Source organism: Kitasatospora sp. NPDC058184, assembly GCF_042883725.1.
In the GTDB taxonomy this organism is placed as follows: domain Bacteria; phylum Actinomycetota; class Actinomycetes; order Streptomycetales; family Streptomycetaceae; genus Kitasatospora.
In genome coordinates, this window is sequence record NZ_JBHVVE010000014.1 from 53,524 (window position 1) to 75,530 (window position 22,007).

General features: G+C 72.9%; 17 protein-coding genes, 1 tRNA gene, 1 other RNA gene and 1 riboswitch. Of the genes, 16 read left to right on the forward strand and 3 right to left on the reverse strand.

The genetic code is table 11. The features are described 5' to 3' along the window. Positions 1–238: 238 nt before the first annotated feature. The 8 genes from ftsE to ACFVXH_RS25130 all read left to right on the forward strand — a co-directional run bounded on the left by ftsE (position 239) and on the right by ACFVXH_RS25130 (position 9,238). A complete protein-coding gene (gene ftsE / locus ACFVXH_RS25095) occupies positions 239–928 on the forward strand; it encodes a cell division ATP-binding protein FtsE (RefSeq protein ID WP_049653434.1) in 690 nt (229 codons plus the stop codon). A gap of 79 nt (positions 929–1,007) precedes the next feature. Then, positions 1,008–1,919 (forward strand): permease-like cell division protein FtsX, encoded by a 912-nt coding sequence (ftsX, locus tag ACFVXH_RS25100; RefSeq protein WP_049653435.1) that lies wholly within the window; start codon positions 1,008–1,010, stop codon positions 1,917–1,919. Positions 1,920–2,031: 112 nt separating this feature from the next. Next, the gene (locus ACFVXH_RS25105; RefSeq protein WP_074005024.1) at positions 2,032–3,168 is read left to right on the forward strand and encodes a S41 family peptidase; all 1,137 of its coding nucleotides are present in this window, start codon (positions 2,032–2,034) and stop codon (positions 3,166–3,168) included. A 44-nt stretch (positions 3,169–3,212) separates the two neighbouring features. Further along, the gene (gene smpB, locus ACFVXH_RS25110) at positions 3,213–3,689 is read left to right on the forward strand and encodes an SsrA-binding protein SmpB (RefSeq protein ID WP_049653438.1); all 477 of its coding nucleotides are present in this window, start codon (positions 3,213–3,215) and stop codon (positions 3,687–3,689) included. 86 nt (positions 3,690–3,775) lie between these two features. After that, positions 3,776–4,157: a transfer-messenger RNA gene (gene ssrA / locus ACFVXH_RS25115) on the forward strand. A gap of 150 nt (positions 4,158–4,307) precedes the next feature. Then, on the forward strand, positions 4,308–6,611 hold the full coding sequence (locus tag ACFVXH_RS25120; protein WP_049653441.1) for a UvrD-helicase domain-containing protein: 2,304 nt from the start codon (positions 4,308–4,310) through the stop codon (positions 6,609–6,611). Positions 6,612–6,972: 361 nt separating this feature from the next. Next, positions 6,973–8,445 (forward strand): NAD-dependent malic enzyme, encoded by a 1,473-nt coding sequence (locus tag ACFVXH_RS25125; RefSeq protein WP_049653443.1) that lies wholly within the window; start codon positions 6,973–6,975, stop codon positions 8,443–8,445. Between the two features lie 508 nt (positions 8,446–8,953). Continuing rightward, positions 8,954–9,238, forward strand: a complete 285-nt coding sequence (locus ACFVXH_RS25130) for an HU family DNA-binding protein (RefSeq protein WP_030242980.1) — start codon at positions 8,954–8,956, stop codon at positions 9,236–9,238. A gap of 75 nt (positions 9,239–9,313) precedes the next feature. Here ACFVXH_RS25130 and murA read toward each other — a convergent pair whose 3' ends face one another. Further along, complete coding sequence (murA, locus tag ACFVXH_RS25135) at positions 9,314–10,654, reverse strand: UDP-N-acetylglucosamine 1-carboxyvinyltransferase (RefSeq protein ID WP_049653446.1); 1,341 nt, start codon at positions 10,652–10,654, stop codon at positions 9,314–9,316. A 300-nt stretch (positions 10,655–10,954) separates the two neighbouring features. On the opposite strand from murA, the gene ACFVXH_RS25140 reads away from it, so the two are divergent. The 6 genes from ACFVXH_RS25140 (at position 10,955) to ACFVXH_RS25165 (ending at position 18,468) form a co-directional block, all read left to right on the forward strand. Then, positions 10,955–11,539 (forward strand): YqgE/AlgH family protein, encoded by a 585-nt coding sequence (locus tag ACFVXH_RS25140; protein WP_375874779.1) that lies wholly within the window; start codon positions 10,955–10,957, stop codon positions 11,537–11,539. A 63-nt stretch (positions 11,540–11,602) separates the two neighbouring features. Beyond that, positions 11,603–11,881 carry a DUF3039 domain-containing protein gene (locus ACFVXH_RS25145; protein ID WP_049653451.1) on the forward strand — a complete coding sequence of 93 codons (279 nt, stop codon included), beginning with the start codon at positions 11,603–11,605 and terminating at the stop codon, positions 11,879–11,881. A 91-nt stretch (positions 11,882–11,972) separates the two neighbouring features. Then, positions 11,973–13,583, forward strand: a complete 1,611-nt coding sequence (locus ACFVXH_RS25150; protein ID WP_074005025.1) for a beta-N-acetylhexosaminidase — start codon at positions 11,973–11,975, stop codon at positions 13,581–13,583. 357 nt (positions 13,584–13,940) lie between these two features. After that, entirely contained in the window at positions 13,941–14,807 is an 867-nt protein-coding gene (locus ACFVXH_RS25155) for a xanthine dehydrogenase family protein subunit M (RefSeq protein WP_049659370.1), read from the forward strand. Then, positions 14,804–16,144 carry a 2Fe-2S iron-sulfur cluster-binding protein gene (locus tag ACFVXH_RS25160; protein WP_387827319.1) on the forward strand — a complete coding sequence of 447 codons (1,341 nt, stop codon included), beginning with the start codon at positions 14,804–14,806 and terminating at the stop codon, positions 16,142–16,144. The genes ACFVXH_RS25155 and ACFVXH_RS25160 overlap by 4 nt, the downstream gene beginning before the upstream one ends. Then, positions 16,141–18,468, forward strand: coding sequence for a xanthine dehydrogenase family protein molybdopterin-binding subunit (locus ACFVXH_RS25165; RefSeq protein WP_079272634.1), 2,328 nt, complete (start codon positions 16,141–16,143; stop codon positions 18,466–18,468). Before ACFVXH_RS25160 ends, ACFVXH_RS25165 begins: the two co-directional genes overlap by 4 nt. A 96-nt stretch (positions 18,469–18,564) precedes the next feature. On the opposite strand, the gene ACFVXH_RS25170 is transcribed toward ACFVXH_RS25165, so the two are convergent. After that, positions 18,565–18,636 (reverse strand) — tRNA-Cys (locus ACFVXH_RS25170). 84 nt (positions 18,637–18,720) lie between these two features. Then, a riboswitch (guanidine-III (ykkC-III) riboswitch) is annotated at positions 18,721–18,786 on the forward strand. Positions 18,787–18,830: 44 nt separating this feature from the next. On the opposite strand from ACFVXH_RS25170, the gene ACFVXH_RS25175 reads away from it, so the two are divergent. Together ACFVXH_RS25175 and ACFVXH_RS25180 are read left to right on the forward strand one after the other, a co-directional pair. After that, the gene (locus ACFVXH_RS25175; RefSeq protein ID WP_049656934.1) at positions 18,831–19,145 is read left to right on the forward strand and encodes a multidrug efflux SMR transporter; all 315 of its coding nucleotides are present in this window, start codon (positions 18,831–18,833) and stop codon (positions 19,143–19,145) included. A 94-nt stretch (positions 19,146–19,239) separates the two neighbouring features. Then, positions 19,240–20,679 carry an MFS transporter gene (locus ACFVXH_RS25180; protein ID WP_049656932.1) on the forward strand — a complete coding sequence of 480 codons (1,440 nt, stop codon included), beginning with the start codon at positions 19,240–19,242 and terminating at the stop codon, positions 20,677–20,679. A gap of 3 nt (positions 20,680–20,682) precedes the next feature. On the opposite strand, the gene ACFVXH_RS25185 is transcribed toward ACFVXH_RS25180, so the two are convergent. Then, on the reverse strand, positions 20,683–21,972 hold the full coding sequence (locus tag ACFVXH_RS25185; protein ID WP_199823158.1) for a hypothetical protein: 1,290 nt from the start codon (positions 21,970–21,972) through the stop codon (positions 20,683–20,685). Positions 21,973–22,007: the final 35 nt, after the last annotated feature.

Here is a 22,007-nt window from a genome sequence, read left to right on the forward strand (position 1 = left end):
CCGGCGGTTCCGGCTCCCGGGCTGTGAGATGACCCCCGATATTCGGGGCATAAACGGACATTCTCCCCCAGGGGGCGGGCGTTGTCGCGGGCGGCCCCTGCGGGCCGGATGCCGATTCGCGTATGGTCCGAGTCCGGGAGCGGCCCTCCGCGCTCCCTTCGACCGCCCCCGGGCCGGGCCCCAGGGGCGGACCGACCCAAGGACTGGCGCCGCCTAGGATGGCCTCCGTGATGCAGCCGTGATCAGATTCGACAACGTCTCCAAGACCTATCCCAAGCAGAACCGTCCCGCCCTGGACAACGTCTCGCTGGAGATCGAGAAGGGTGAGTTCGTCTTCCTGGTCGGCTCGTCCGGCTCGGGCAAGTCCACCTTCCTGCGCCTGTGCCTGCGCGAGGAGCGCCCCACCACGGGGGCGGTGCACGTGCTGGGCAAGGACCTCGGCAAGCTGTCCAACTGGAAGGTGCCGCACATGCGCCGCCAGCTGGGCACCGTCTTCCAGGACTTCCGCCTGCTGCCGAACAAGACGGTCGCGCAGAACGTCGCCTTCGCGCTGGAGGTGATCGGCAAGCCCAAGAGCGCCATCAACAAGGTGGTGCCCGAGGTGCTGGAGCTGGTCGGCCTCGGCGGCAAGGAGGACCGCATGCCGGGCGAGCTGTCCGGTGGTGAGCAGCAGCGCGTGGCGATCGCCCGGGCCTTCGTGAACCGTCCGATGCTGCTCATCGCGGACGAGCCCACCGGCAACCTCGACCCGCAGAACTCGGTCGGCATCATGAAGCTGCTCGACCGCATCAACCGCACCGGCACCACGGTGCTGATGGCCACCCACGACCAGGCCATCGTCGACCAGATGCGCAAGCGCGTCATCGAGCTCGACAAGGGGCTGCTCGTCCGCGACCAGGCCCGCGGCGTCTACGGGTACCAGCACTGACCGACCAGCGCTGACCCGTAGGGCCGCCGGCCCGAACCGCCAGTCCCGGAGCAGTACCGACCCTGGAGTTGTTTCCCGCATGCGTGCCCAGTTCGTCCTGTCGGAGATCGGTGTGGGTCTCCGACGCAACCTGACCATGACCATCGCGGTCGTGGTCAGTGTCGCGCTCTCCCTCGCCCTCGCCGGTTCCTCGCTCCTGGTCCGCGACCAGGTGAACTCCATGAAGGGGTACTGGTACGACAAGGTCGAGGTGAGCATCTACTTCTGCACCAAGGCGGACGCCCGGAACTCGCCCCAGTGCGACAAGGGTGCGGCCACCGACCAGCAGGTCCAGGACATCAAGGACCAGCTGGACAAGATGACCTCGGTGGTCCAGTCGTCCACCTACGAGAGCTCCGCCGACGCGTACAAGCACTGGAAGGAGATGAACCCGGACAACCCGCTCATCTCCGTCCTGGGCGCGGACGCCATGCCGCAGTCCTGGCGGGTCAAGCTCAACGACCCGACCAAGTACGACGTGATCCAGAGCGCCTTCGCCGGCAAGCCCGGCGTCAAGTCGGTCGAGGACCAGCGGAAGATCCTGGAGAACCTGTTCGGCCTGCTGAACGGCCTCCAGACGGCGGCCTTCGTGATCATGGTGCTGATGCTGTTCGTCGCGCTGCTGCTGATCGTCAACACCGTCCGGGTGTCGGCGTACAGCCGACGGCGTGAAACCGGGATCATGCGCCTGGTCGGTGCGTCGAACTTCTACGTCCAGATGCCGTTCATCGCCGAGGCGGCCTTCTCGGCGCTGCTGGGCGCGATGATGGCCTCCGGACTGCTGATCGGCGGGCACTTCTTCGTCCAGAACTGGCTGGCCGACCGGGTGCAGTTCATCCACTTCATCGGCCTCGGCTCGGTGCTGGCGGTGATACCGCTGCTGATCGTGGTGGGTATGGGCATGGCCGGTGTGGCGGCGTTCTTCACGCTGCGCAAGTACCTCAAGGTCTGATTCCCGGACGCCCCGACGGCCCCGGACGGCACTGCGCCGTCCGGGGCCGTCGGCGTTCCGGGGCCCGTCGTTCCGGTTCGTCCCGCTCGGAGCGGTGTCTACACTCCGGTCCATGCTGCAAACTCCGCGCAGGGCCCGCCAGGTGGCCGCGCTCAGCCTGGTGTTCGGCGCCGTGCTGCTGGCCGGCGCGGCCACCGGCGCCTGGGGCGACCCGGGCGGGCCGCCGCACAGCCCGTCCGCCGACACCGCCCGGGCCACCGGCGGGCTCCCGGCGGACCCGGCCGGCGCCGCCCTGTCCGAGCAGCAGGCCGAGCACCTGCTGGCGGCCGGCGGCGACCGCTGGGGCGCGTACTACAGCGCCCAGGAGTACGCGGAGTTCAGCCAGGGCCTGGACGGCCGGTACCCGGGCGTCGGCCTCTCGGTCGGCCGCGGCCAGGACGGCGTCACCGAGGTCTCCCAGGTCGCGCCCGGCGGCCCGGCCGCCGCGGCCGGGATCGCCCCCGGCGACCGGCTCGTACGGATCGGCCAGGACCAGGCCGACCACCTGCCGGTCACCGAGGTGGTGGCGCGGCTGCGCGGCCAGGGCGAGGAGCGCCGGGCCGGCTCCGAGGTCACCCTGGCGGTCCGGCGCGGCGAGGGGGAGGAGCGCGAACTGCGGCTGCGGCGCGTGCTGCTGGACAGCCGGCAGGTCACCGCGGAGCAGCTGGGCAAGGGCGTGCTGCGGGTGACCGTGCGCGGCTTCACCAGCGGCGTGGCCGACCAGGTGCGCGCCGCGCTGCGCGCCCCGCACGCCGGCGTGGTGCTCGATCTGCGCGGCAACTCGGGCGGGTTGGTCGACGAGGCGGCCGGCACCGCCGGGATCTTCCTGGACGGCGGAACGGTCGGCTCGTACCAGGAGCGCGGCGAGACCAGGGAGTTGACCGCCCCGCCCGGCGGCGACCAGCGCACCCCGCTGGTGCTGCTGGTGGACGGCGGCACGATGAGCGCCGCCGAACTGCTGGCCGGAGCCCTCCAGGACCGCAGCCGCGCCGTGGTGGTGGGCTCGCGGACCTTCGGCAAGGGCACCGTCCAGCAGCCCAGCCGGCTCGCCGACGGCGCCGTGCTGGAGCTGACCGTCGGCCGCTACTACACCCCGGCGGGCCGCTCCCCGGACGGCACCGGCCTCACCCCCGACGTCCCGGCCGGCTCGGGCGAGGAGGCCGACGAGCTCGCCCTGCGGGTCCTCTCGGGGCTGGGCACCCGCGCCTAAAGCAGCTGCCCGATCCGGCCTCGAAGTGCGAGAATGGCCGCGTTATGGCAAAGGAAACCGGACAGAAGCTGATCGCGCAGAACAAGAAGGCGCGACACGAGTACACGATCCTCGACACCTACGAGTGCGGCCTCGTCCTCACCGGAACCGAGGTCAAGTCGCTGCGCGAGGGGCGGGCCAACCTGGTCGACGGCTACGCGTACATCCAGAACCACGAGGCGTGGATCGACAACGTCTTCATCCCCGAGTACACCCAGGGGACGTGGACCAACCACGCGGCCCGGCGCAAGCGCAAGCTGCTGCTGCACAGGATGGAGATCCACAAGATCGAGAGCAAGGTCCGCGACGCGGGCCACACCCTGGTCCCGCTCTCGCTGTACTTCAAGGACGGCCGGGTGAAGCTCGAACTGGCGCTCGCGGTCGGCAAGAAGCTCTACGACAAGCGCCAGACGCTGCGCGAGAAGCAGGACACCCGCGAGACGGCCCGTGCGGTGGCGGCGGCCCGCCGACGCCAGGGTTAATCCGCTGGACCCTCGCCCGTCGCCTCGCGTACTATGGCGCAAGCAACACGGACGATGACCGTCCGAGCTGTTTCTCAACAAAACATGGGGATGATCGGTTTCGACAGGGGATGTTGAAACAGGGGAAGCGAGCCGAGGAACGCGGCAATGATCTCGTTAACCACGTGTCGCAAAAAAATAATCGCCAACTCTAAGCGCGATTCCCAGCAGTTCGCTCTCGCTGCCTAATAAGCACCGATAGCGCTTGGGTGTCAGACCGGGGAGTTCCCGACCCGGACCCTGGCATAATCTAGGGAACTCAACCGTCCGCCCGGGCTGCGAGGGCGGATGGGAAATCAAACAGCAGCTGGGCCTGTTGGCGGCTTGTCCGTGTGACCGCCAGGGCCGAGAAAATCACAGCGGACTGCGCTCGGAGAAGCCCTGAATTAACTCCACTGGACCCGGGTTCGATTCCCGGCATCTCCACCACCCCATGTTGACACGAAGGCCGTCCTCCGCTCCGCGGAGGGCGGCCTTCGATTTTTGTACGTTCCGGAGCAGCGCGGCCGGGGGGTCGCGGCGTAGGATCATCCGTCCGCTCGTTTTCCGGAGCCGGATTCCGCCGCTACCACCGAGGCCATGCAGAGCAACACGCCCACCACCCCCGCCACCGACCACGAGACCGTCCGCGCACGCGAGATCGCCGGTGAGCAGCAGCACCTCGACACCGTCTACCACCGGTTGGAGGAGAAGCTCGCCGAGGCCGAGTACATCCTGGAGGACGCCGCCAAGCGGGTCCAGGTCGGCACCCCCGGCGCGCTCGCCGAACGCGACGCCCAGGTCTACCGGGCCGGCGCCCACCTCCAGCGTCTGAACAACGAGTTCGAGGACTTCCTGTTCGGCCGGATCGACCTCCAGCGGGCCGACGCCCCGGAGGAGCACGGCATCCCGTCGAACACCCCGCTCGACCCGGCCGACCCGGCCGTCGCCGAGACCCTCCACATCGGCCGACTGGGCGTGCTGGACGCCGAGTACGGCCCACTGGTGATCGACTGGCGCGCGCCCGCCGCCGCCCCCTTCTACCGCGCCACCCCGGTCGAACCGGGCCGGGTGATCCGCCGCCGGGTGATCCGCTCCAAGGGCCGCAAGGTGATCGGCGTCGAGGACGACCTGCTGCGCCCCGACCTCACCCCGACCCTGGACGGCGAGGAGCTGGCGGTGGTCGGCGACGGCGCGCTGATGGCCTCGCTGGGCCGCGCCCGCAGCCACTCGATGCGCGACATCGTCTCCTCCATCCAGAAGGAGCAGGACGAGGTGATCCGCGCCGCCGCCGCGGGCGCCACCCTGGTCACCGGCGGCCCCGGCACCGGCAAGACCGCCGTCGCCCTGCACCGGGCCGCCTACCTGCTCTACCAGGACCGCCGCCGCTACGCCGGGGGCATCCTGGTGGTCTCGCCGACCGCGCTGCTGGTCTCGTACACCGAGGGCGTACTGCCCGCGCTGGGCGAGGAGGGCCAGGTCGCCATCCGGGCGGTCGGCTCGCTGGTGGACGGCATCGAGGCGGACACCTACGACACGCCCGAGGCGGCCCGGGTCAAGGGCTCGGCCCGGATGGTCCAGCTGCTGCGCCGGGCCGCCCGCGCGGCGCTGGAGCTGGGCGCGCCGCAGGAGCTCAAGGTGGTCGCCCGGGGCGAGGTGCTGAAGCTGGACGCCTCCCGGCTGAAGGCCGTGCGCGGCAACGTGGTGGGCTCCGGCGGCACCCCGCTGAACCTGCTGCGCCCGCGCGCCCGCCGGCTGCTGCTGGACGCCCTGTGGCAGCAGGCCACCAGGGACCTGCCGAAGCCCGCCGACCACTACGCCCGCGAGCAGCGCCAGGAGGAGAAGGAGTCCTTCGACGAGTACGTCTCGGACGAGGCGTCGTTCCTGGACTTCCTGGACGCCTGGTGGCCGGCGCTGACCCCGCGCCGGGTGCTCGCCACGCTGCGCCAGCACCGGCACACCAACCGGATCGCCCGCCGGGCCGTCACCCCGGACGAGGCCAGGCTGCTGGCGGCCTCCTGGCGCCACCTGTCCGGGCGGGGCGAGGGCGCGCTGTCCGCGCACGACGTCGCGCTGATCGACGAGCTCCAGGTGCTGCTCGGCGAGCCGGCCCGCCCGAAGGTCCGCGAGGTGGACGCGGTGGACCTGCTGAGCGGCCTGGACGAGGTCACCACCTTCGCCGACCGCAGCGCCCGCCAGCGCGACCGCCAGCCGGTCGAGCGCACGGAGTACGCGCACATCATCGTGGACGAGGCGCAGGACCTCACCCCGATGCAGTGGCGGATGATCGGCCGCCGGGCCCGGATGGCCACCTGGACGATCGTGGGCGACCCGGCGCAGTCCTCCTGGCCGTTCCCGCAGGAGGCCCAGGCCGCGCTGGACGAGGTGCTCTCCGGCAAGCCGCGCCGCCGCTTCACGCTGACCGTGAACTACCGCAACCCGGCCGAGATCGCCGAGGTGGCGGCCAAGGTGCTGGCGCTGGCCGCGCCGGGCACCCCGTCGCCGAGCGCGGTGCGCCACGTCGGCGTGGAGCCGCGCTTCGCGGCCACCACCGACCCCGCGCCGGAGGCCTTCGGCAAGGCCGCCCGGGCCGAGCTGGAGCGGCTGCTGGCCGAGGTGGACGGCACCGTGGCGCTCGTGGTGCCGATGGACCGCCGGGGCGAGGCGGCCGGTTGGGCCGAGGGCCTGGGCGGGCGCGTGGTGGTGCTGGGCAGCCTGGAGGCCAAGGGCCTGGAGTACGACGCGACCGTGGTGGCCGACCCGACCGGCATCGCCGGCGAGTCGGAGGCCGGCCTGCGGGTGCTGTACGTGGCGCTGACCCGCGCGACCCAGCGGCTGACCGTGCTCTCCGGTCCGGACGACCTGCCGGACGCGGCCGGCGTGCCCGCGCTGCTGCACGGCTGACGGACCGTACCGGGTCCGACGGAAGAAGGCCCCTCACCGGGTGGTGAGGGGCCTTCAGACGTTTACGACACCGACCCGCCATGCTCGCCTCGCGGCAAGTGGTCCCTCGAAGGGACGAAGGTTGGGCCCGGGGGCTTGGATCGAGCCGGTGTCCCGTCCAATGTAACGCATCGGCCGGGAGAGGCAAGGAGCGAGCGGCGGGAGCCGGACGGCCATCGGGTGGGATTGTCGGGTCCGCACACTCAATGAACGTTATTTCTGGCTACCCCTTGGAAGGTGCGACGATCGACGTCTAGCATGCGCAGGCGATGCCTTCAACAAAATGTTGAGCCTGCGGGACAGACGGAAGAAGGAAGCGTCGATGGCGACGGTGCCCAGTGTCTCCAACTCGATCACGGTACGGCTGGAGGTCCCGGCCCGGGGCAACGCCGTCAGCGCGATCACCACGGCCGTGGAGTCCTCCGGCGGATCGGTGACCGGTCTCGACGTCACCGCCTCCGGGCTGGAGGCGCTGCGGATCGACGTCACGGTGGCGGCGGCCTCGGTCGCGCACGGCGAGGAGATCGTCGAGAAGCTGCGCACGATCGACGGCGTGTCGATCGGCAAGGTCTCGGACCGCACCTTCCTGATGCACCTCGGCGGCAAGATCGAGATGTCCTCCAAGCTGCCGATCCGCAACCGTGACGACCTCAGCATGATCTACACCCCGGGTGTCGCCCGGGTCTGCATGGCGATCGCGGAGAACCCCGAGGACGCCCGCCGCCTGACCATCAAGCGCAACAGCGTCGCCGTGGTCACCGACGGCTCCGCGGTGCTGGGCCTGGGCAACATCGGCCCGGAGGCCGCGCTGCCCGTCATGGAGGGCAAGGCGGCCCTGTTCAAGCGCTTCGCCGGGATCGACGCCTGGCCGATCTGCCTGGACACCCAGGACACCGACGAGATCGTCGCCATCGTCAAGGCGATCGCCCCGGGCTTCGCCGGGATCAACCTGGAGGACATCTCCGCGCCGCGCTGCTTCGAGATCGAGGCCCGGCTGCGCGAGGCCCTGGACATCCCGGTCTTCCACGACGACCAGCACGGCACCGCGATCGTGGTGCTGGCCGCCCTCACCAACGCGCTGAAGGTGGTCGGCAAGCGGATCGGCGACATCCGCGTGGTGATGTCGGGCGCCGGCGCCGCCGGCACCGCGATCCTCAAGCTGCTGATGGCGGCCGGCGTCGAGCACGCCACCGTGGCGGACGTGCACGGCGTGGTCCACCTGGGCCGCGGGGACCTCAACGAGAACCTGCGCTGGATCGCCGAGCACACCAACCGCTCGGGCCGCACCGGCAGCCTCAAGGAGGCCGTGGCGGGCGCCGACGTCTTCATCGGCGTCTCGGCCCCGAACGTCCTGGACGGCGACGACCTGGCCACCATGGCCGAGGACTCGATCGTCTTCGCGCTGGCCAACCCGGACCCGGAGGTCGACCCGGCCATCGCCCGGCAGACCGCCGCCGTGGTCGCCACCGGCCGCAGCGACTTCCCGAACCAGATCAACAACGTGTTGGTCTTCCCGGGTGTCTTCCGCGGCCTGCTGGACGCCCAGAGCCGCACCGTCAACACCGAGATGATGATCGCCGCCGCCCGTGCGCTGGCCACCACCGTGGCCGACGACGAGCTGAACGCGAACTACATCATCCCGAGCGTGTTCCACAAGGACGTGGCCAAGACCGTCGCCTCCGCGGTGCGCGAGGCGGCCCTGGCGGGGGCCCAGGAGGACCGCGCGCCGGCCCGTCCGACCCCCGGCATCGTGGGCACCCTCGACACCGCCGCGTTCCCCACCGTCAAGCTCTGACGGACGGCTCGGGCGACGTGTCGCAGATCGCTCAAATGTGCGAATAGCGGTCATACCCGCCCAGCTCGCCCCGAACCCTTGCGACACAAGGGCGAGGGGCGTGTTTGGGCTTGTCAGTCGTAGGGCGTACCGTAGCCCTGCACGGGGCAGGCGTGTCCGACAAGTACGGAACGTCCCCCTGGTCTTCCGGCGTGTCGTCCCGACCGCCGCCCGGGTCCGGTCCGCCGGAGCCGACGGAGCGTCACACCTCCGACGGGCGGGCGATGTTCGGGTGGCTCGGCCGGGGCCCGATTGGCTTTCTCGGGGCCGGTCGGGGCAGGATTCGTACCCAGGCGGGCGGGCGGGCCTTCGACGGCTCCGGCGCGCGGCATCGGGTACGGACCCGGCCTGCGACCACGCATTGCCTGCATGAGCACAGTGTGCGGACCTGCGGCCTATCCGGGTGCCCCCCGGTGGGAGCACCGATGGGCCCCCGCGCACCGCAAGCGAACAGACCACAGGAGTACACATGAACCGCAGTGAGCTGGTGGCCGCGCTGTCCGAGCGCGCCGAGGTGACCCGCAAGGACGCCGACGCCGTTCTGGCCGCCTTCGCCGAGATCGTCGGCGAGGTCGTCGCCAAGGGCGACGAGAAGGTCACCATTCCCGGTTTCCTGACCTTCGAGCGCACCCACCGCGCTGCCCGCACCGCCCGCAACCCGCAGACCGGCGAGCCGATCCAGATCGCCGCGGGTTACAGCGCCAAGGTGAGCGCCGGCTCCAAGCTGAAGGAAGCCGCCAAGGGCGCTGCCTGAGCCACCCCTTGAACGCCCGAGAGGCCGGGCTCCCCACTGGGGAGCCCGGCCTCTCGCCGTTGTGTGCTCGGACCGTCAGGCGTCGACCAGCTGCTCGCTGGGCAGCTCGACGTGGGCGCCCAGGTCGCGCAGCTTGTCCATGAAGTTCTCGTAGCCGCGGTTGATCAGGTCGATGCCGTGCACGGTCGAGGTGCCCTCGGCCGCCAGCGCCGCGATCAGGTACGAGAAGCCGCCGCGCAGGTCCGGGATGACCAGCTCGGAGCCGATCAGCTTGGACGGGCCGGAGACGACCGCGGAGTGCAGGAAGTTGCGGGCCCCGAAGCGGCACGGGGTGCCGCCCAGGCACTCGCGGTAGAGCTGGATGTGCGCGCCCATCTGGTTCAGCGCGCCGGTGAAGCCGAGCCGCGACTCGTACACCGTCTCGTGGACGATGGACAGGCCGGTGGCCTGGGTCAGCGCGACCACCAGCGGCTGCTGCCAGTCGGTCTGGAAGCCCGGGTGCACGTCGGTCTCCAGGGCGATCGCCTTGAGCTCGCCGCCGGGGTGCCAGAAGCGGATGCCCTCGTCGTCCACCTCGAAGGCGCCGCCGACCTTCCGGAAGGTGTTCAGGAAGGTCATCATCTCCAGCTGGCGGGCGCCGCGGACGTAGATGTCGCCCTTGGTCGCCAGCGCCGCGCAGGCCCAGGAGGCGGCCTCCAGGCGGTCCGGCAGCGCGCGGTGGTTGTAGCCGTTCAGCTCGTCCACACCGGTGATCAGGATCGTCCGGTCGGTGCCCAGGGTGATGATCGCGCCCATCTTCTGCAGCACGCAGATCAGGTCGACGATCTCCGGCTCGATGGCCGCGTTGCGCAGCTCGGTGACGCCCTCGGCGAGCACCGCCGTGAGCAGCACCTGCTCGGTCGCGCCGACCGAGGGGTAGGGCAGCTCGATCTTGGTGCCGCGCAGCCGCTGCGGGGCCACCAGGTAGGTGCCCTGCGGGTGCTTCTCGATGCTGGCGCCGAACTGGCGCAGCACCTCGAAGTGGAAGTCGACCGGGCGGCCGCCGATGTCGCAGCCGCCCAGGCCGGGGATGAAGGCGTGGCCGAGGCGGTGCAGCAGCGGGCCGCAGAACAGGATCGGGATCCGCGAGGAGCCGGCGTGCGCGTCGATGTCCGCGACGTTGGCGCTCTCGACGTGCGAGGGGTCGAGGATCAGCTCGCCGTCCTCGTCACCGGTGCGCACGGTCACGCCGTGCAGCTGCAGCAGGCCGCGGACCACCTTGACGTCGCGGATGTCCGGGACGTTGCGCAGTCTGCTGGGGCCCTGCCCGAGGAGGGCGGCGACCATGGCCTTGGGCACCAGGTTCTTCGCTCCGCGGACGCGGATCTCGCCTTCGAGCGGGTTTCCGCCGTGGACCAGCAGGACGTCGTCGGTCATCGTTCTCGCAATCCGGGGTGCCAGAGGAGTCGGGGGGAGGGCTCCGGGAGAGAGCCGGTGGTGGACCGGTCGTACGGGCGCGTTCGGGCCCCCGGCGAAACCGAGTCGGCACCGTATAAAGGCGTCCACCAGACGTAGATGGTAGTAGGCGTGCCGTTGGTTCCCGTGAGCCTCTCCCGTGATGGTGCTCTCTCCGGGCCCGGGCCCGCCCCCCGGTACGGCCGTACGGGTGTTCGTGGGCGTGGCCGTTTCCGGGCGTTGCGGTGTCCGAGCGGTGCGGTTCTGCGGGATCATGTGGGCATGACGGCGGCCCATTCGCACGGAGGCCGGTCCCAGACCGGCCGTCTGCTCGTCGCGACGCCCCTGCTCACCGACCCGAACTTCGCGCGGGCGGTGGTGCTGCTCCTCGACCACGACGTCGAGGGGGCGCTCGGCGTGGTCCTGAACCGGCCGACGCCGGTCGAGGTGGGCAGTGTGCTGGACGGCTGGAACAGACTCGTCGGACAGCCGGCCGTGGTCTTCCAGGGCGGCCCGGTGGCGCTGGACTCGGCGCTCGGCCTCGCGGTGGCGCCGGGGGAGCCGGGCACCGGCGAGCCGCTCGGCTGGCGCCGGGTGCACGGCGCGATCGGCCTGGTGGACCTGGAGGCGCCGCCCGAGGTGCTGGCCGGCGAACTGGGCAGCCTGCGGATCTTCGCCGGGTACGCCGGCTGGTCGCCCGGGCAGCTGGAGGCGGAGCTGGAGAGCGGCGCCTGGTACCTGGTGGACTGCGAGCCGGGGGACGTCTCCAGCCCCGAGCCGGAGCGGCTGTGGCGCTCGGTGCTGCGCCGCCAGCGCGGCCCGCTCGCCCTGCTGGCGACCTACCCGGACGACCCGACGATGAACTGAGCCGACCGGCCCGGAGCCGCGACACTGGCCGGGTTTCCGGAGGCGCCCATAGACTTGGCACCCATGAGCACTCTTGAGCCCGAGCGCGGCCTCGGCACCGGCACCCTGGTCGAGCCCGTCCCGCAGGTGTCCCACGGGGACGGCGACCACGAGCGCTTCGCGCACTACGTCCAGAAGGACAAGATCATGGAGAGCGCGCTCTCGGGGTCCCCCGTGGTGGCGCTCTGCGGCAAGGTGTGGGTGCCCGGTCGCGACCCGAAGAAGTACCCGGTCTGCCCGATGTGCAAGGAGATCTACGACGGCATCGGCAAGCCGCAGGGCGGCGACGGCGACAAGAAGTAGTCCGCGGCGCCCCGCACAACGCCGTTTTGCATAGCACCAGGGTTCCCCTGGTGGTCTATGCCAATCGTCGGGGCGTGGGCAGGATGTCGGAATGGACCTCATTCCCGCACCTTCGAGTGCCGCCCGCCGCCCGGACGAGGACTATCCGCTCGACGCCGCCACCACGCTGACCGCACCCCCCGCGCTGGCCGACGCCGAGCGCTGGCTGCGGGCCACGCTGTCCGCCGCCACCGGGCTGCCGCTCGGCCCGGGCCGGCCGGGCGCGGGCATCGAGCTGGTCCAGGACGGGACGCTCGCCGCCGAGGCGTACCGGATCACGGTGCGCCCCGGCCACGCCCTGCTCGCCGCGGGCGGCCCGGCCGGCGCGCTGTGGGGCGCGCAGACCCTGCGGCAGCTGCTCGGGCCGGACGCCTACCGCCGCTCGCCGCTGCGCCACGAGGGCTGGGTGCTGCCCGGCGCCGACATCGAGGACGCCCCCCGGTTCGGCTGGCGCGGCGCGCTGCTCGACGTCGCCCGGCACTTCCTGCCCAAGGCGGACGTGCTGCGCTTCGTCGACCTGCTGGCCGCGCACAAGCTCAACGTGCTGCACCTGCACCTGACCGACGACCAGGGGTGGCGGGTCGAGATCAAGCGCTACCCGAGGCTGACCGCGCGCGGTTCCTGGCGGGACCGCTCGATGGTCGGGTACCGGGCCGGACAGCGCCGCGACGACCGCCCGCACGGCGGTTTCTACACCCAGGACGACCTGCGCGAGATCGTCGCCTACGCGGCCGCCCGCGGGATCACCGTCGTCCCGGAGATCGACCTGCCCGGCCACACCCAGGCCGCCGTCGCCGCCTACCCCGAGCTGGGCAACACCGACGTGGTGGACACCGCCGCGCTCGGGGTGTGGACCGACTGGGGGGTGAGCCACAACGTGCTCAACGCCTCCGAGGAGACCCTGCGCTTCTTCGAGGGCGTGCTGGAGGAGGTCCTGGAGCTCTTCCCGTCCGAGTTCGTCCACCTCGGCGGCGACGAGTGCCCCAAGGAGCAGTGGAAGGACAGCGCCGCCGCGCAGGCGCGGATCCGCGAGCTGGGCCTGGCCAACGAGGACGAACTGCAGAGCCACCTGATCCGGCACTTCGACCGCTGGCTGGCCGAGCGCGGCCGCCGGCTGATCGGCTGGGACGAGATCCTGGAGGGCGGGCTCGCGCCCGGCGCCGCGGTCTCCTCCTGGCGCGGCTTCGGCGGCGGGATCGCCGCCGCGAAGGCCGGGCACGACGTGGTGATGTGCCCCGAGCAGCACGTCTACTTCGACCACCGGCAGGCGGACGGGCCGGACGAGCCGATCCCGGTCGGCTTCGTGCGCACGCTGGAGGACGTCTACCGGTTCGAGCCCGTCCCGAAGCAGCTGGACGAGGCCGCCGCCCGGCACGTGATCGGCACCCAGGCCAACCTGTGGAGCGAGTTCATGGACAGCGCCCGGGACATCGACTACCGGGCCTTCCCCCGGCTGGTCGCCTTCGCCGAGGTCGCCTGGTCCGCGCTGCCCGCCGAGCCGGCCGAGCGGGACTTCGCCGGTTTCGAGCGGCGGCTGACGACCCACCTGAAGGCGCTGGACGCGCTCGGCGTCGAGTACCGCCCGGCCGACGGGCCGCACCCGTGGCAGCGCTGGCCCGCCCCGGCCGGCCGGCCGATCGAGGGCCCGCCGCCGGTCCGTTAGGGCGTGTCCCGGGGGCCCTTTCCGGGGCCGCCGGGACCCCCGTGACACGCCCCGGTCGTGCTGACCGGGAACTTCTGAGCGGTCATCGGACGTCAAGAACTGATGAACATCTGCCCTGGCCCGGAGCGGGTCGGGGCAGATACCGCCCGGTATCGGTCCCAATCGGGCAGCCCCGTTCACCGGCCCCGAAATGATCATCGAGCATTGTGTGCCAGAGTTGCCCAACCCGGCCCGATCGCCCGTACCCTACGGGCCAGGCCGGGCTGCTGACGCAGGACGGCACGGCCGCAGGCCGGCGGGCGGCAGGCGATCGATGAGCAAGTGGAGCACGGTGGGACCCAGGTGAACCGGACGATCATGCTGCCGGCCTCCCTCGACGAGGCCGTCGACGCGCTGGCCGCCGCTCCGGCCGCGGTACCGGTGGCCGGAGCCACCGACCTGATGGAGGCCGTCAACGCCGGCCGGTTGCGCCCCGCCGCCCTGGTCGGCCTCGGCCGGATCACCGAACTGCGGGGCTGGCGCTACGAGGACGGCGGCACCGCCGTCCTCGGCGCCGGACTCACCCACGCCCGGATGGACCGCCCCGACTTCGCCGCGCTCATCCCCGCGCTCGCCGACGCCGCCCGCACCGCCGGCCCGCCGCAGGTCCGCAACGTCGGCACCCTCGGCGGGAACATCGTCACCGCCGCTCCGGCCGGCGACACCCTCCCGGTGCTCACCGCGCTGGAGGCCGGCGTCACCCTGACCCGGGCCGGGGGCACCCGCGAGGTGCCGGTCAGTCACCTGCTCACCGGACTCGACCCGGTGCGCCCCGGCGAACTGCTCACCTGGGTGCGCGTCCCGCTGCTGCACGCCCCGCAGGTCTTCCTCAAGGCCACCGGCCGCAGCGGCCCGGCCCGCGCCACCGCCTCCGTCGCCCTCGTCCTCGACCCGGCCAGGCGCTCGGTGCGCTGCGCCGTCGGGGCCGTCGCACCGGTGCCGCTGCGCCCGCTGGAGGCCGAGGCCTGGGTGGCCGGCTGCATCGACTGGGACGGCAGCCGGGAGATCGACCCGGCCGCGACCGCCGCCTTCGGCGAGTACGTGGCCGCCGCCTGCGTCCCCGACGACTACGGCGCCGAGGGCGCCTGGGAGGCCGTGACCGAGGGGCCGACAGCGGCCGCCGTTCGGCTGCGGCGTACCGTATCGGTGCTGGCCCGACGGGCGCTGGGAAGGGTGCTGAAGTGACCACAGACCCCATCGAGACCCTCGACGCCGACCCGCTCGGCCTCTCCCCGCAGGTCAGCCGCGAGCTGCGCCCGTGCGCCTCGTACACGCTGCGGGTCAACGGTTTCGAACGGCCCGTCACCGACGCCTGGATCGGCGAGAGCCTGCTCTACGTGCTGCGCGAGCGGCTCGGCCTGGCCGGCGCCAAGGACGGCTGCGAGCAGGGCGAGTGCGGGGCCTGCTCGGTGCAGGTGGACGGCCAGCTGGTGGCCGGCTGCCTGGTGCCCGCCGCGCTGGCCGCCGACAGCGAGATCAACACCGTCGAGGGCCTGTCGGCCGCCGGCGGCGCGAGCGCCGTCCAGCAGGCGCTGGCCGCCTCCGGCGCCGTCCAGTGCGGCTACTGCACCCCCGGCATGGCGATGGCGGTGCACGACCTGCTCCAACGCAACCACCGGCCCACCGAGGTGGAGGCCCGTCAGGCCCTGTGCGGCAACCTCTGCCGCTGCACCGGCTACCGGGGCGTGCTGGCCGCCGTCCAGACCGTCGCGGACGCCCGCGCGCTGGAGGCCGAGCAGGCGGAGGAGGCCGCCGAGGCCGCCGCCGCGCAGGCCGCCGCCGGGCCCGCCGCCGAGGCGCCGGCCGAGCCGGTCGCCGAGCCCGTCGCCGAGCCGCCCGCCGCACGGCCGGCGGAGGCGCCGATCGAGCCCGGGCAGGCCGTCGAGCCGCCGGTCTACGCCGACGCCGGGGACTGGATCGAGCACGTCCCGCAGCAGGCCGTCGAGCAGCAGCCCGTCCCGCAGCAGCCCGTCGAGCAGCACGCCGTCCCGCAGCACGCCGTCGGGCAGCCGGGCGTCGGGCCGGCCCCGGCCGGAGTGCCGTACGGCGACCCCCAGGGCGGCTACGACACCGGCGTGTACGACACCACCGTGCTGGCCCCGATCCGGGACGCCATCCCCGCCCAGGCCGCCGACGAGCAGGTGTACTACCCGCCGCAGGGCTACCCCGAGCAGCCCTACCAGGCCACCCCCGCGCACGGCACCTACCTGCCCTACCCGGACGGCCACCAGCAGCAGAACGGCTACGACACCGGGTACGACGCCCCGGTCTACGAGCCCACCCCCGCGCACGGCACCCCGCTGCCCGGCGCCGGCTACGACGGCACGCCGCCGCACGGCACGCCCGCGCACGGCACCCCGCTGCCCGGCGCCGTTTACGACGGCACGCCGCCGCACGGCACCCCGTACCCCGCTCCGCACCCGCACGGTGCCCCGGCCGAGGGCGGCGCCCCGGCCGGTGTCCCGTACGGGGCCACCCCCGCCCACGGCATCCGGCTCCCCGAGGACGACCACGCATCATGACGTCGCCTACCGACATCGGCGCAGCACTCCAGCAGGACGGCGGCGAGGGCGGCGCACCGGAGCCGATCGGCCTGGGCAGCTCCCCGCTGCGCGGCGACGCGCTGCCCAAGGCGCTCGGCATCTACCCGTACGCGGCCGACCTGTGGGCCGAGGGCCTGCTGTGGGGCGCGGTGCTGCGCTCGCCGCACCCGCACGCCCGGATCCGCGGCATCGACACCTCGGCCGCGCTGGCGCTGCCCGGGGTGCACGCCGTGGTCACCGCCGCCGACCTGCCGCCCGGCCCGGACGGCACCCCCGACGGCGCCCCGGCCGGGCCGATCGTCTCCGACCGGCCGGTGCTGGCCGCCGGCGTGGTGCGCCACCACGGCGAGCCGATCGCCGCGGTGGCCGCCGACCACCCGGACACCGCCCGGCTGGCGGTCGGCCTGATCGCGGTCGACTACGAGCCGCTGGAGGCCGTCACCGACCCGGAGCAGTCCTTCACCGCGCCGCCGCTGCACCCGGACGGCAACCTGTTCCGCCACCTGCCGCTGCGCACCGGGGACCCGGACGCGGTCGGCGAGATCATCGTCGAGGGCCTCTACCAGGTCGGCCGGCAGGACCCGGCCCCGCTGGGCGCCGAGGCCGGGCTGGCCGTGCCGCGCCCGGACGGCGGCGTCGAACTGCACCTGTCCTCCACCGACCCGCACGGCGACCGCGACCGCACCGCCGCCTGCCTCGGCCTGGAGCCGGACCGGGTCCGGCTGGTGGCCACCGGTGTGCCCGGTGCCACCACCGACCGCGAGGACCTCTCGTTCCAGGTCACCCTGGCCCTGCTGGCGCTGCGCACCGGCCGCCCGGTGAAGATGACGCTCACCCGCGAGGAGTCCTTCCACACCCACACCTCGCGCCACCCCGCGCTGCTGCGCTACCGCCACCACGCCGACGCCGAGGGCACGCTGGTGAAGGTCGAGGCGCAGATCCTGCTGGACGGCGGCGCCTACGCGGACGTCTCCGCCGAGGCGCTGGCCGCCGCGACGGCCTTCTCGGCCGGTCCGTACGTCTGCCCGAACGTCTTCGTGGACGCCTGGGCGGTGCGCACCAACAACCCGCCGGCCGGCCGGATGCGCGGCGAGGGCGCCCTGCAGGCCTGCTTCGCGTACGAGTCCCAGCTGGACCAGCTGGCCGCCCGGATCGGCGTGGACCCGGTGGAGATCCGCCGCCGCAACGCGATGTCCACCGGCGACCCGCTGCCCACCGGACAGGCCGTCACCTGCCCGGCGCCGGTGCGCGCCCTGCTGGACGCGGTCGCGGCCGAGCCGCTGCCGGCCCTGCCGGTGGACGACCCGGACGCCGAGTGGCTGCTGCCCGGCGGGCCCGGCGGCGCGGGCGACCCGGCGGCGGTGCGGCGCGGCATCGGCTACGCCGTCGGCATGGTGCACATGCTGGGCGCCGAGGGCGAGGACGAGGTCTCGACCGCGACGGTGCGGGTCAGCGGCGACCACGCGACGGTGATCTGCGCGGCGGTCGACGCCGGGCAGGGCTTCGCCACGCTGGCCCGGCAGATCGTGCAGACCGTGCTGGGCGTCAGCGAGGTCTACATCGCGCCGGCCGACAGCGACCAGTCGATCGCCGGGCCGTCCGCCCGCGGCCGGCACACCTGGGTCTCCGGCGGCGCCGTCGAGCGGGCCGCGCTGATGGTCCGCCACCAGCTGCTGCAGCCGATCGCGGCGAACTTCGGGATGTCGGCGGAGCTGCTCCAGATCGCCGACGGCAAGATCACCTCGTACGACGGGGTGCTCGGCATGCCGGTCGCCGAGGCGCTGGAGGGCAAGGAGCTGTGGGCGACCGCGCAGTGCCGCCCGCACCCCACCGAGCCGCTGGACGAGTCCGGGCAGGGCGACGCCTTCGTCTCCATCTCGTTCTGCGCGATGCGCGCGGTGGTGGACGTGGACATCGAGCTGGGCGCCGTCCGGGTGGTCGAGATGACCGTCGCCCAGGACGTCGGCCGGGCGCTGAACCCGCGCCAGATCGAGGACCGGATCGAGGCGGGGGTGGCCCAGGGCGTCGGCCTGGCGCTGCTGGAGGACCTGCGGACGGAGGGCGGGGTGCTGCAGAACCCCTCGCTCACCGGCTACCGGCTGCCCACCGCGCTGGACACCCCGGAGGTGCGGATCGCCGCGCTGCTGGAGGAGCGCGACGTGGTGGCCCCGTTCGGCGCCAAGGCGGTCGGCGCCGTCCCCGCGGTGGTCGCCCCGGCGGCCGTCGCCGCGGCCGTGCGCGCGGCCACCGGCCTGCCGGTCGGCCGGCTGCCGATCCGGGCGGAGGACGCCGTCACCGCCTGACCGGACGGTTCGGAAAGGCGACGGAAAGCGGTGCAAACAGCGGAAAGGAATTGCCGGCCGACTTTTCCGGGTCGACCGGCAATTCCTTTCTCCACGAGGCCATGGCGGGGATCGAACCCGCGTGTACCGCTTTGCAGACGGTTCCCTAAGCCACTCGGGCACACGGCCAGTGAATTCATAGTGGCCGATCCGGGGAGAGCGGTCAACGCTCCTTTGTAAATTCTGTATGGCAGTGTGTGCTACCGTCGGAGACCGGTGGCGGCATTTCCGCCACCCCGGACGAGCGCGTCGTACCCGGTGACGACAAGACGGCGCAGTTCAGCGGCAATCCGGCCGCTGTGGACTGCGGAGGCACCACCGTCATGGCCTGGCTCGTTCTGATCCTCTCGGGTTTCCTCGAAACCGTCTGGGCGGTCGCCCTGGAATCGTCCAAGGGCTTCACCCGCCTCGTTCCCAGCCTCGTCTTCGGCGTGGCCCTGCTGTTCAGCATGGGCGGGCTGGCGTACGCGATGCGCACCATTCCGATCGGCACCGGCTACGCGGTCTGGGTCGGCATCGGCGCGGTCGGCACCGCGGTCTACGGCATGGCCGTCCTGGGGGACGCGGTGACCATGGCCAGGATCGGCTGCCTGCTGCTGATCGTCTCCGGCGTGGTGGGCCTCAAGGTGCTGCACTGAGCCCCGGCGGGCCCGCGGCGTAGGTCCCGGGGCGGAGTCGATCACCGACCGGGGTCAGGGGTCATCGAGGCGGACGGCTCTTACGATGTTACGTATGACCACTGCCTCCCCCACCTCGGTCGACCCTGTTCCGATACCCCTCGACGACGACCCCGGTGGCGGGGTGCTCGGCGGCCGCTACCGCGCGCTGACCCTGGGGATCGTCTCGGTGGTCCTGGTGATCGCCTTCGAGGCGACGGCCGTCAACACCGCGATGCCGACCGCGGCCCGCCAGCTGAACGGGCTCGGGCTGTACGCCTTCGCCTTCTCCGGCTACTTCACCACCACCCTGTTCGCCCTGGTCGTCTCCGGCCAGTGGTGCGACCGGAGCGGCCCGCTGAGGCCGCTGTTCAGCGGCATCGCGGTGTTCGGCGTGGGGCTGGTGGTGGCCGGGACGGCGCCCGGGATGTGGGTGTTCGTGGCCGGCCGGGCGATCCAGGGCCTGGGCGGCGGGCTGGTGATCGTCGCGCTGTACGTGGTCGTCGGCCGGGCCTACCCGGAGCGGCTGCGGCCCGCGGTGTTCGCGGCCTTCTCCTCCGCCTGGGTGCTGCCCTCGATCATCGGCCCGCTGGTCTCCGGGGCCGTCACCCAGCACCTGGGCTGGCGCTGGGTGTTCCTGGCCGTGCCGGCGCTGATCCTGCTGCCGCTGGCCGTGATGGGCCCGGCGCTGGCCCGCTCGGAGCGGGAGCGCCCGGTGGTCCGGGGCGCGGCCTTCGACCGCCGTCGCACCCTGCTGGCCGCGATGGCGGCGGTCGGCGCCGGCCTGCTGCAGTACGCGGGCCAGCGGCGCGACCTGATCGGGCTGCTCCCGGGGATCGCCGGGGCGGCGCTGCTGGTGCCGGCCGTCCTGGGGCTGCTGCCGACCGGGACCCTGCGGGCCGGGCGGGGGCTGCCGGCGGTGATCCTGCTGCGCGGGATGGCGGCCGGGGCGTTCCTCGGCGCCGAGGCCTTCGTCCCGCTGATGATGACCACCCAGCGGGACCTCTCGCCGACGCTGGCCGGCCTGACCCTGACCAGCGGCGGCCTCACCTGGGCGGTCGGCTCCTGGCTCCAGGGCCGGCCCGGGGCGGAGCGCTACCGCGAGGCGATGATCCGGGGCGGCCTGCTGCTGACCGCGGTGGCGATCGGGGGCGCCGCGCTGGTGCTGTTCCCGGCGGTGCCGGCCTGGGTCGCGTCGGTGGCCTGGGGCGTCGGCGGCATCGGGATGGGGATGGCGATCGCGAGCGTCAGCGTGCTGATGATGAAGCTCTCCACGCCGGAGGACGCCGGGGCCAACTCGGCCGCCCTGCAGATGAGCGACGCGCTGGGCAACGTGCTGCTGACCGGGATGGCCGGGGTGCTGTTCGCGGCGCTGGGCGGCGGCTCGCTCGCCGCCGCCCACGAGGGCGGCGGGGCGGCCGGCTCGCCCGGCGCCTTCGCGGTGATCCTGCTGTCGATGGCCGGGGTGGCGCTGCTCGGCGCGCTGCTGGCCGGCCGGGTGCGGGCGAAGGCCTGACGGTCAGGACCCGGCGGGGGCTCCGGCCCCCACCGGGGCGCCGAGGAAGGCCTCCCAGCCGCCGGCCGGGGCCTGGCCCGGGGCGAGGGTCTGGAGCTTGCGCAGCACCGCCGGGTCCTGGGCGTCCAGCCAGTCGACCAGCTGCCGGAAGGAGACCAGCCGGACCTCCGGCTTGCCCGCGATGGTCCGGAGGACGTCCTCGACGGCGTTCATGTAGATGCCGCCGTTCCACTCCTCGAAGTGGTTGCCGATGACGTACGGCGCCCGGTTGCCGTTGTAGGTGCGGTCGAAGCCCATCAGGTAGGCGTCGCGGGCCTGGGTCTGGAAGCCGGGGTGGAGCGCCGGGTCGGCCTTGGTGTTGGGGCCGCACTGGTTGTACATGATGTTGTAGTCCATCGAGAGCACCTGGAAGGTGTGCCCGGGGAACGGGATGGACTGCAGCGGGAGGTCCCACAGGGCGCCGCCCTGGATCTTCTGCGGCCACACCTGGGTGCCGTTGCCGCTGCTGTCGTAGCGCCAGCCGCGCTTGACCGCGGTGGGCAGCAGGTTGCGCTGGCCCTCCAGACACGGGGTGCGGCTGCCGATCAGCTCCTTGCGGTAGTCGAAGGGCAGCGCCGGCAGGTCGGTGAAGCCGGTGTTGGTGCGCCAGTTCGTCACGAAGTCCATCGCCTGCTGGATCTCGCTGTCCCACTCCTCGGGGGACCACTTGCCGACGCCGGTGGAGCCGCAGAAGTGGCCGTTGAAGTGGGTCCCGATCTCGTGGCCCTCCAGCCAGGCCGCGTGCACGTTCTCCAGGGTGTCGCGGATGTGCTGGTCGCTCAGGTAGCCGATGTCGGAGGCGCCGGCCCTGTGCTGCGGCGGGCGGTAGAGGTCCTTCTTGGACTCCGGCAGCAGGTAGAGGCCGCTGAGGAAGAAGGTCATCTTCGCGTCGTGCTCCTGCGCCAGCCGGCGGAAGCGGGCGAACAGGCCGTTGTCGAGCTCGCCGGCGCCGTCCCAGGAGAAGACCACGAACTGCGGCGGGCGCTGGCCGGGCTGCAGCCGGTCGGGGACCGGCTGGTGCGGCTGGGCGCCGGTGTCCGAGGTGGAGCCGTCGCCGATCAGGACGGCCTGCGGCTTGGGGGCCGGGGCCGGGGCGGGGGTGTCGCCCCGCTCGTCGGCCGCGCCGGTGGCCGGGACGACGGCTCCGGGCACCCGCACTCCGCCGGTGGCGTGGTCGCTGCCGCAGCCGGCCGCCAGGGTGGCGGCGGTGGCGGCGCCCGCCGCCAGCAGGGTGCGGCGTGAGAGGGCTTCCATGGTCACTCCGTTCGTGGGGCGGTGGGGCGGCGTGC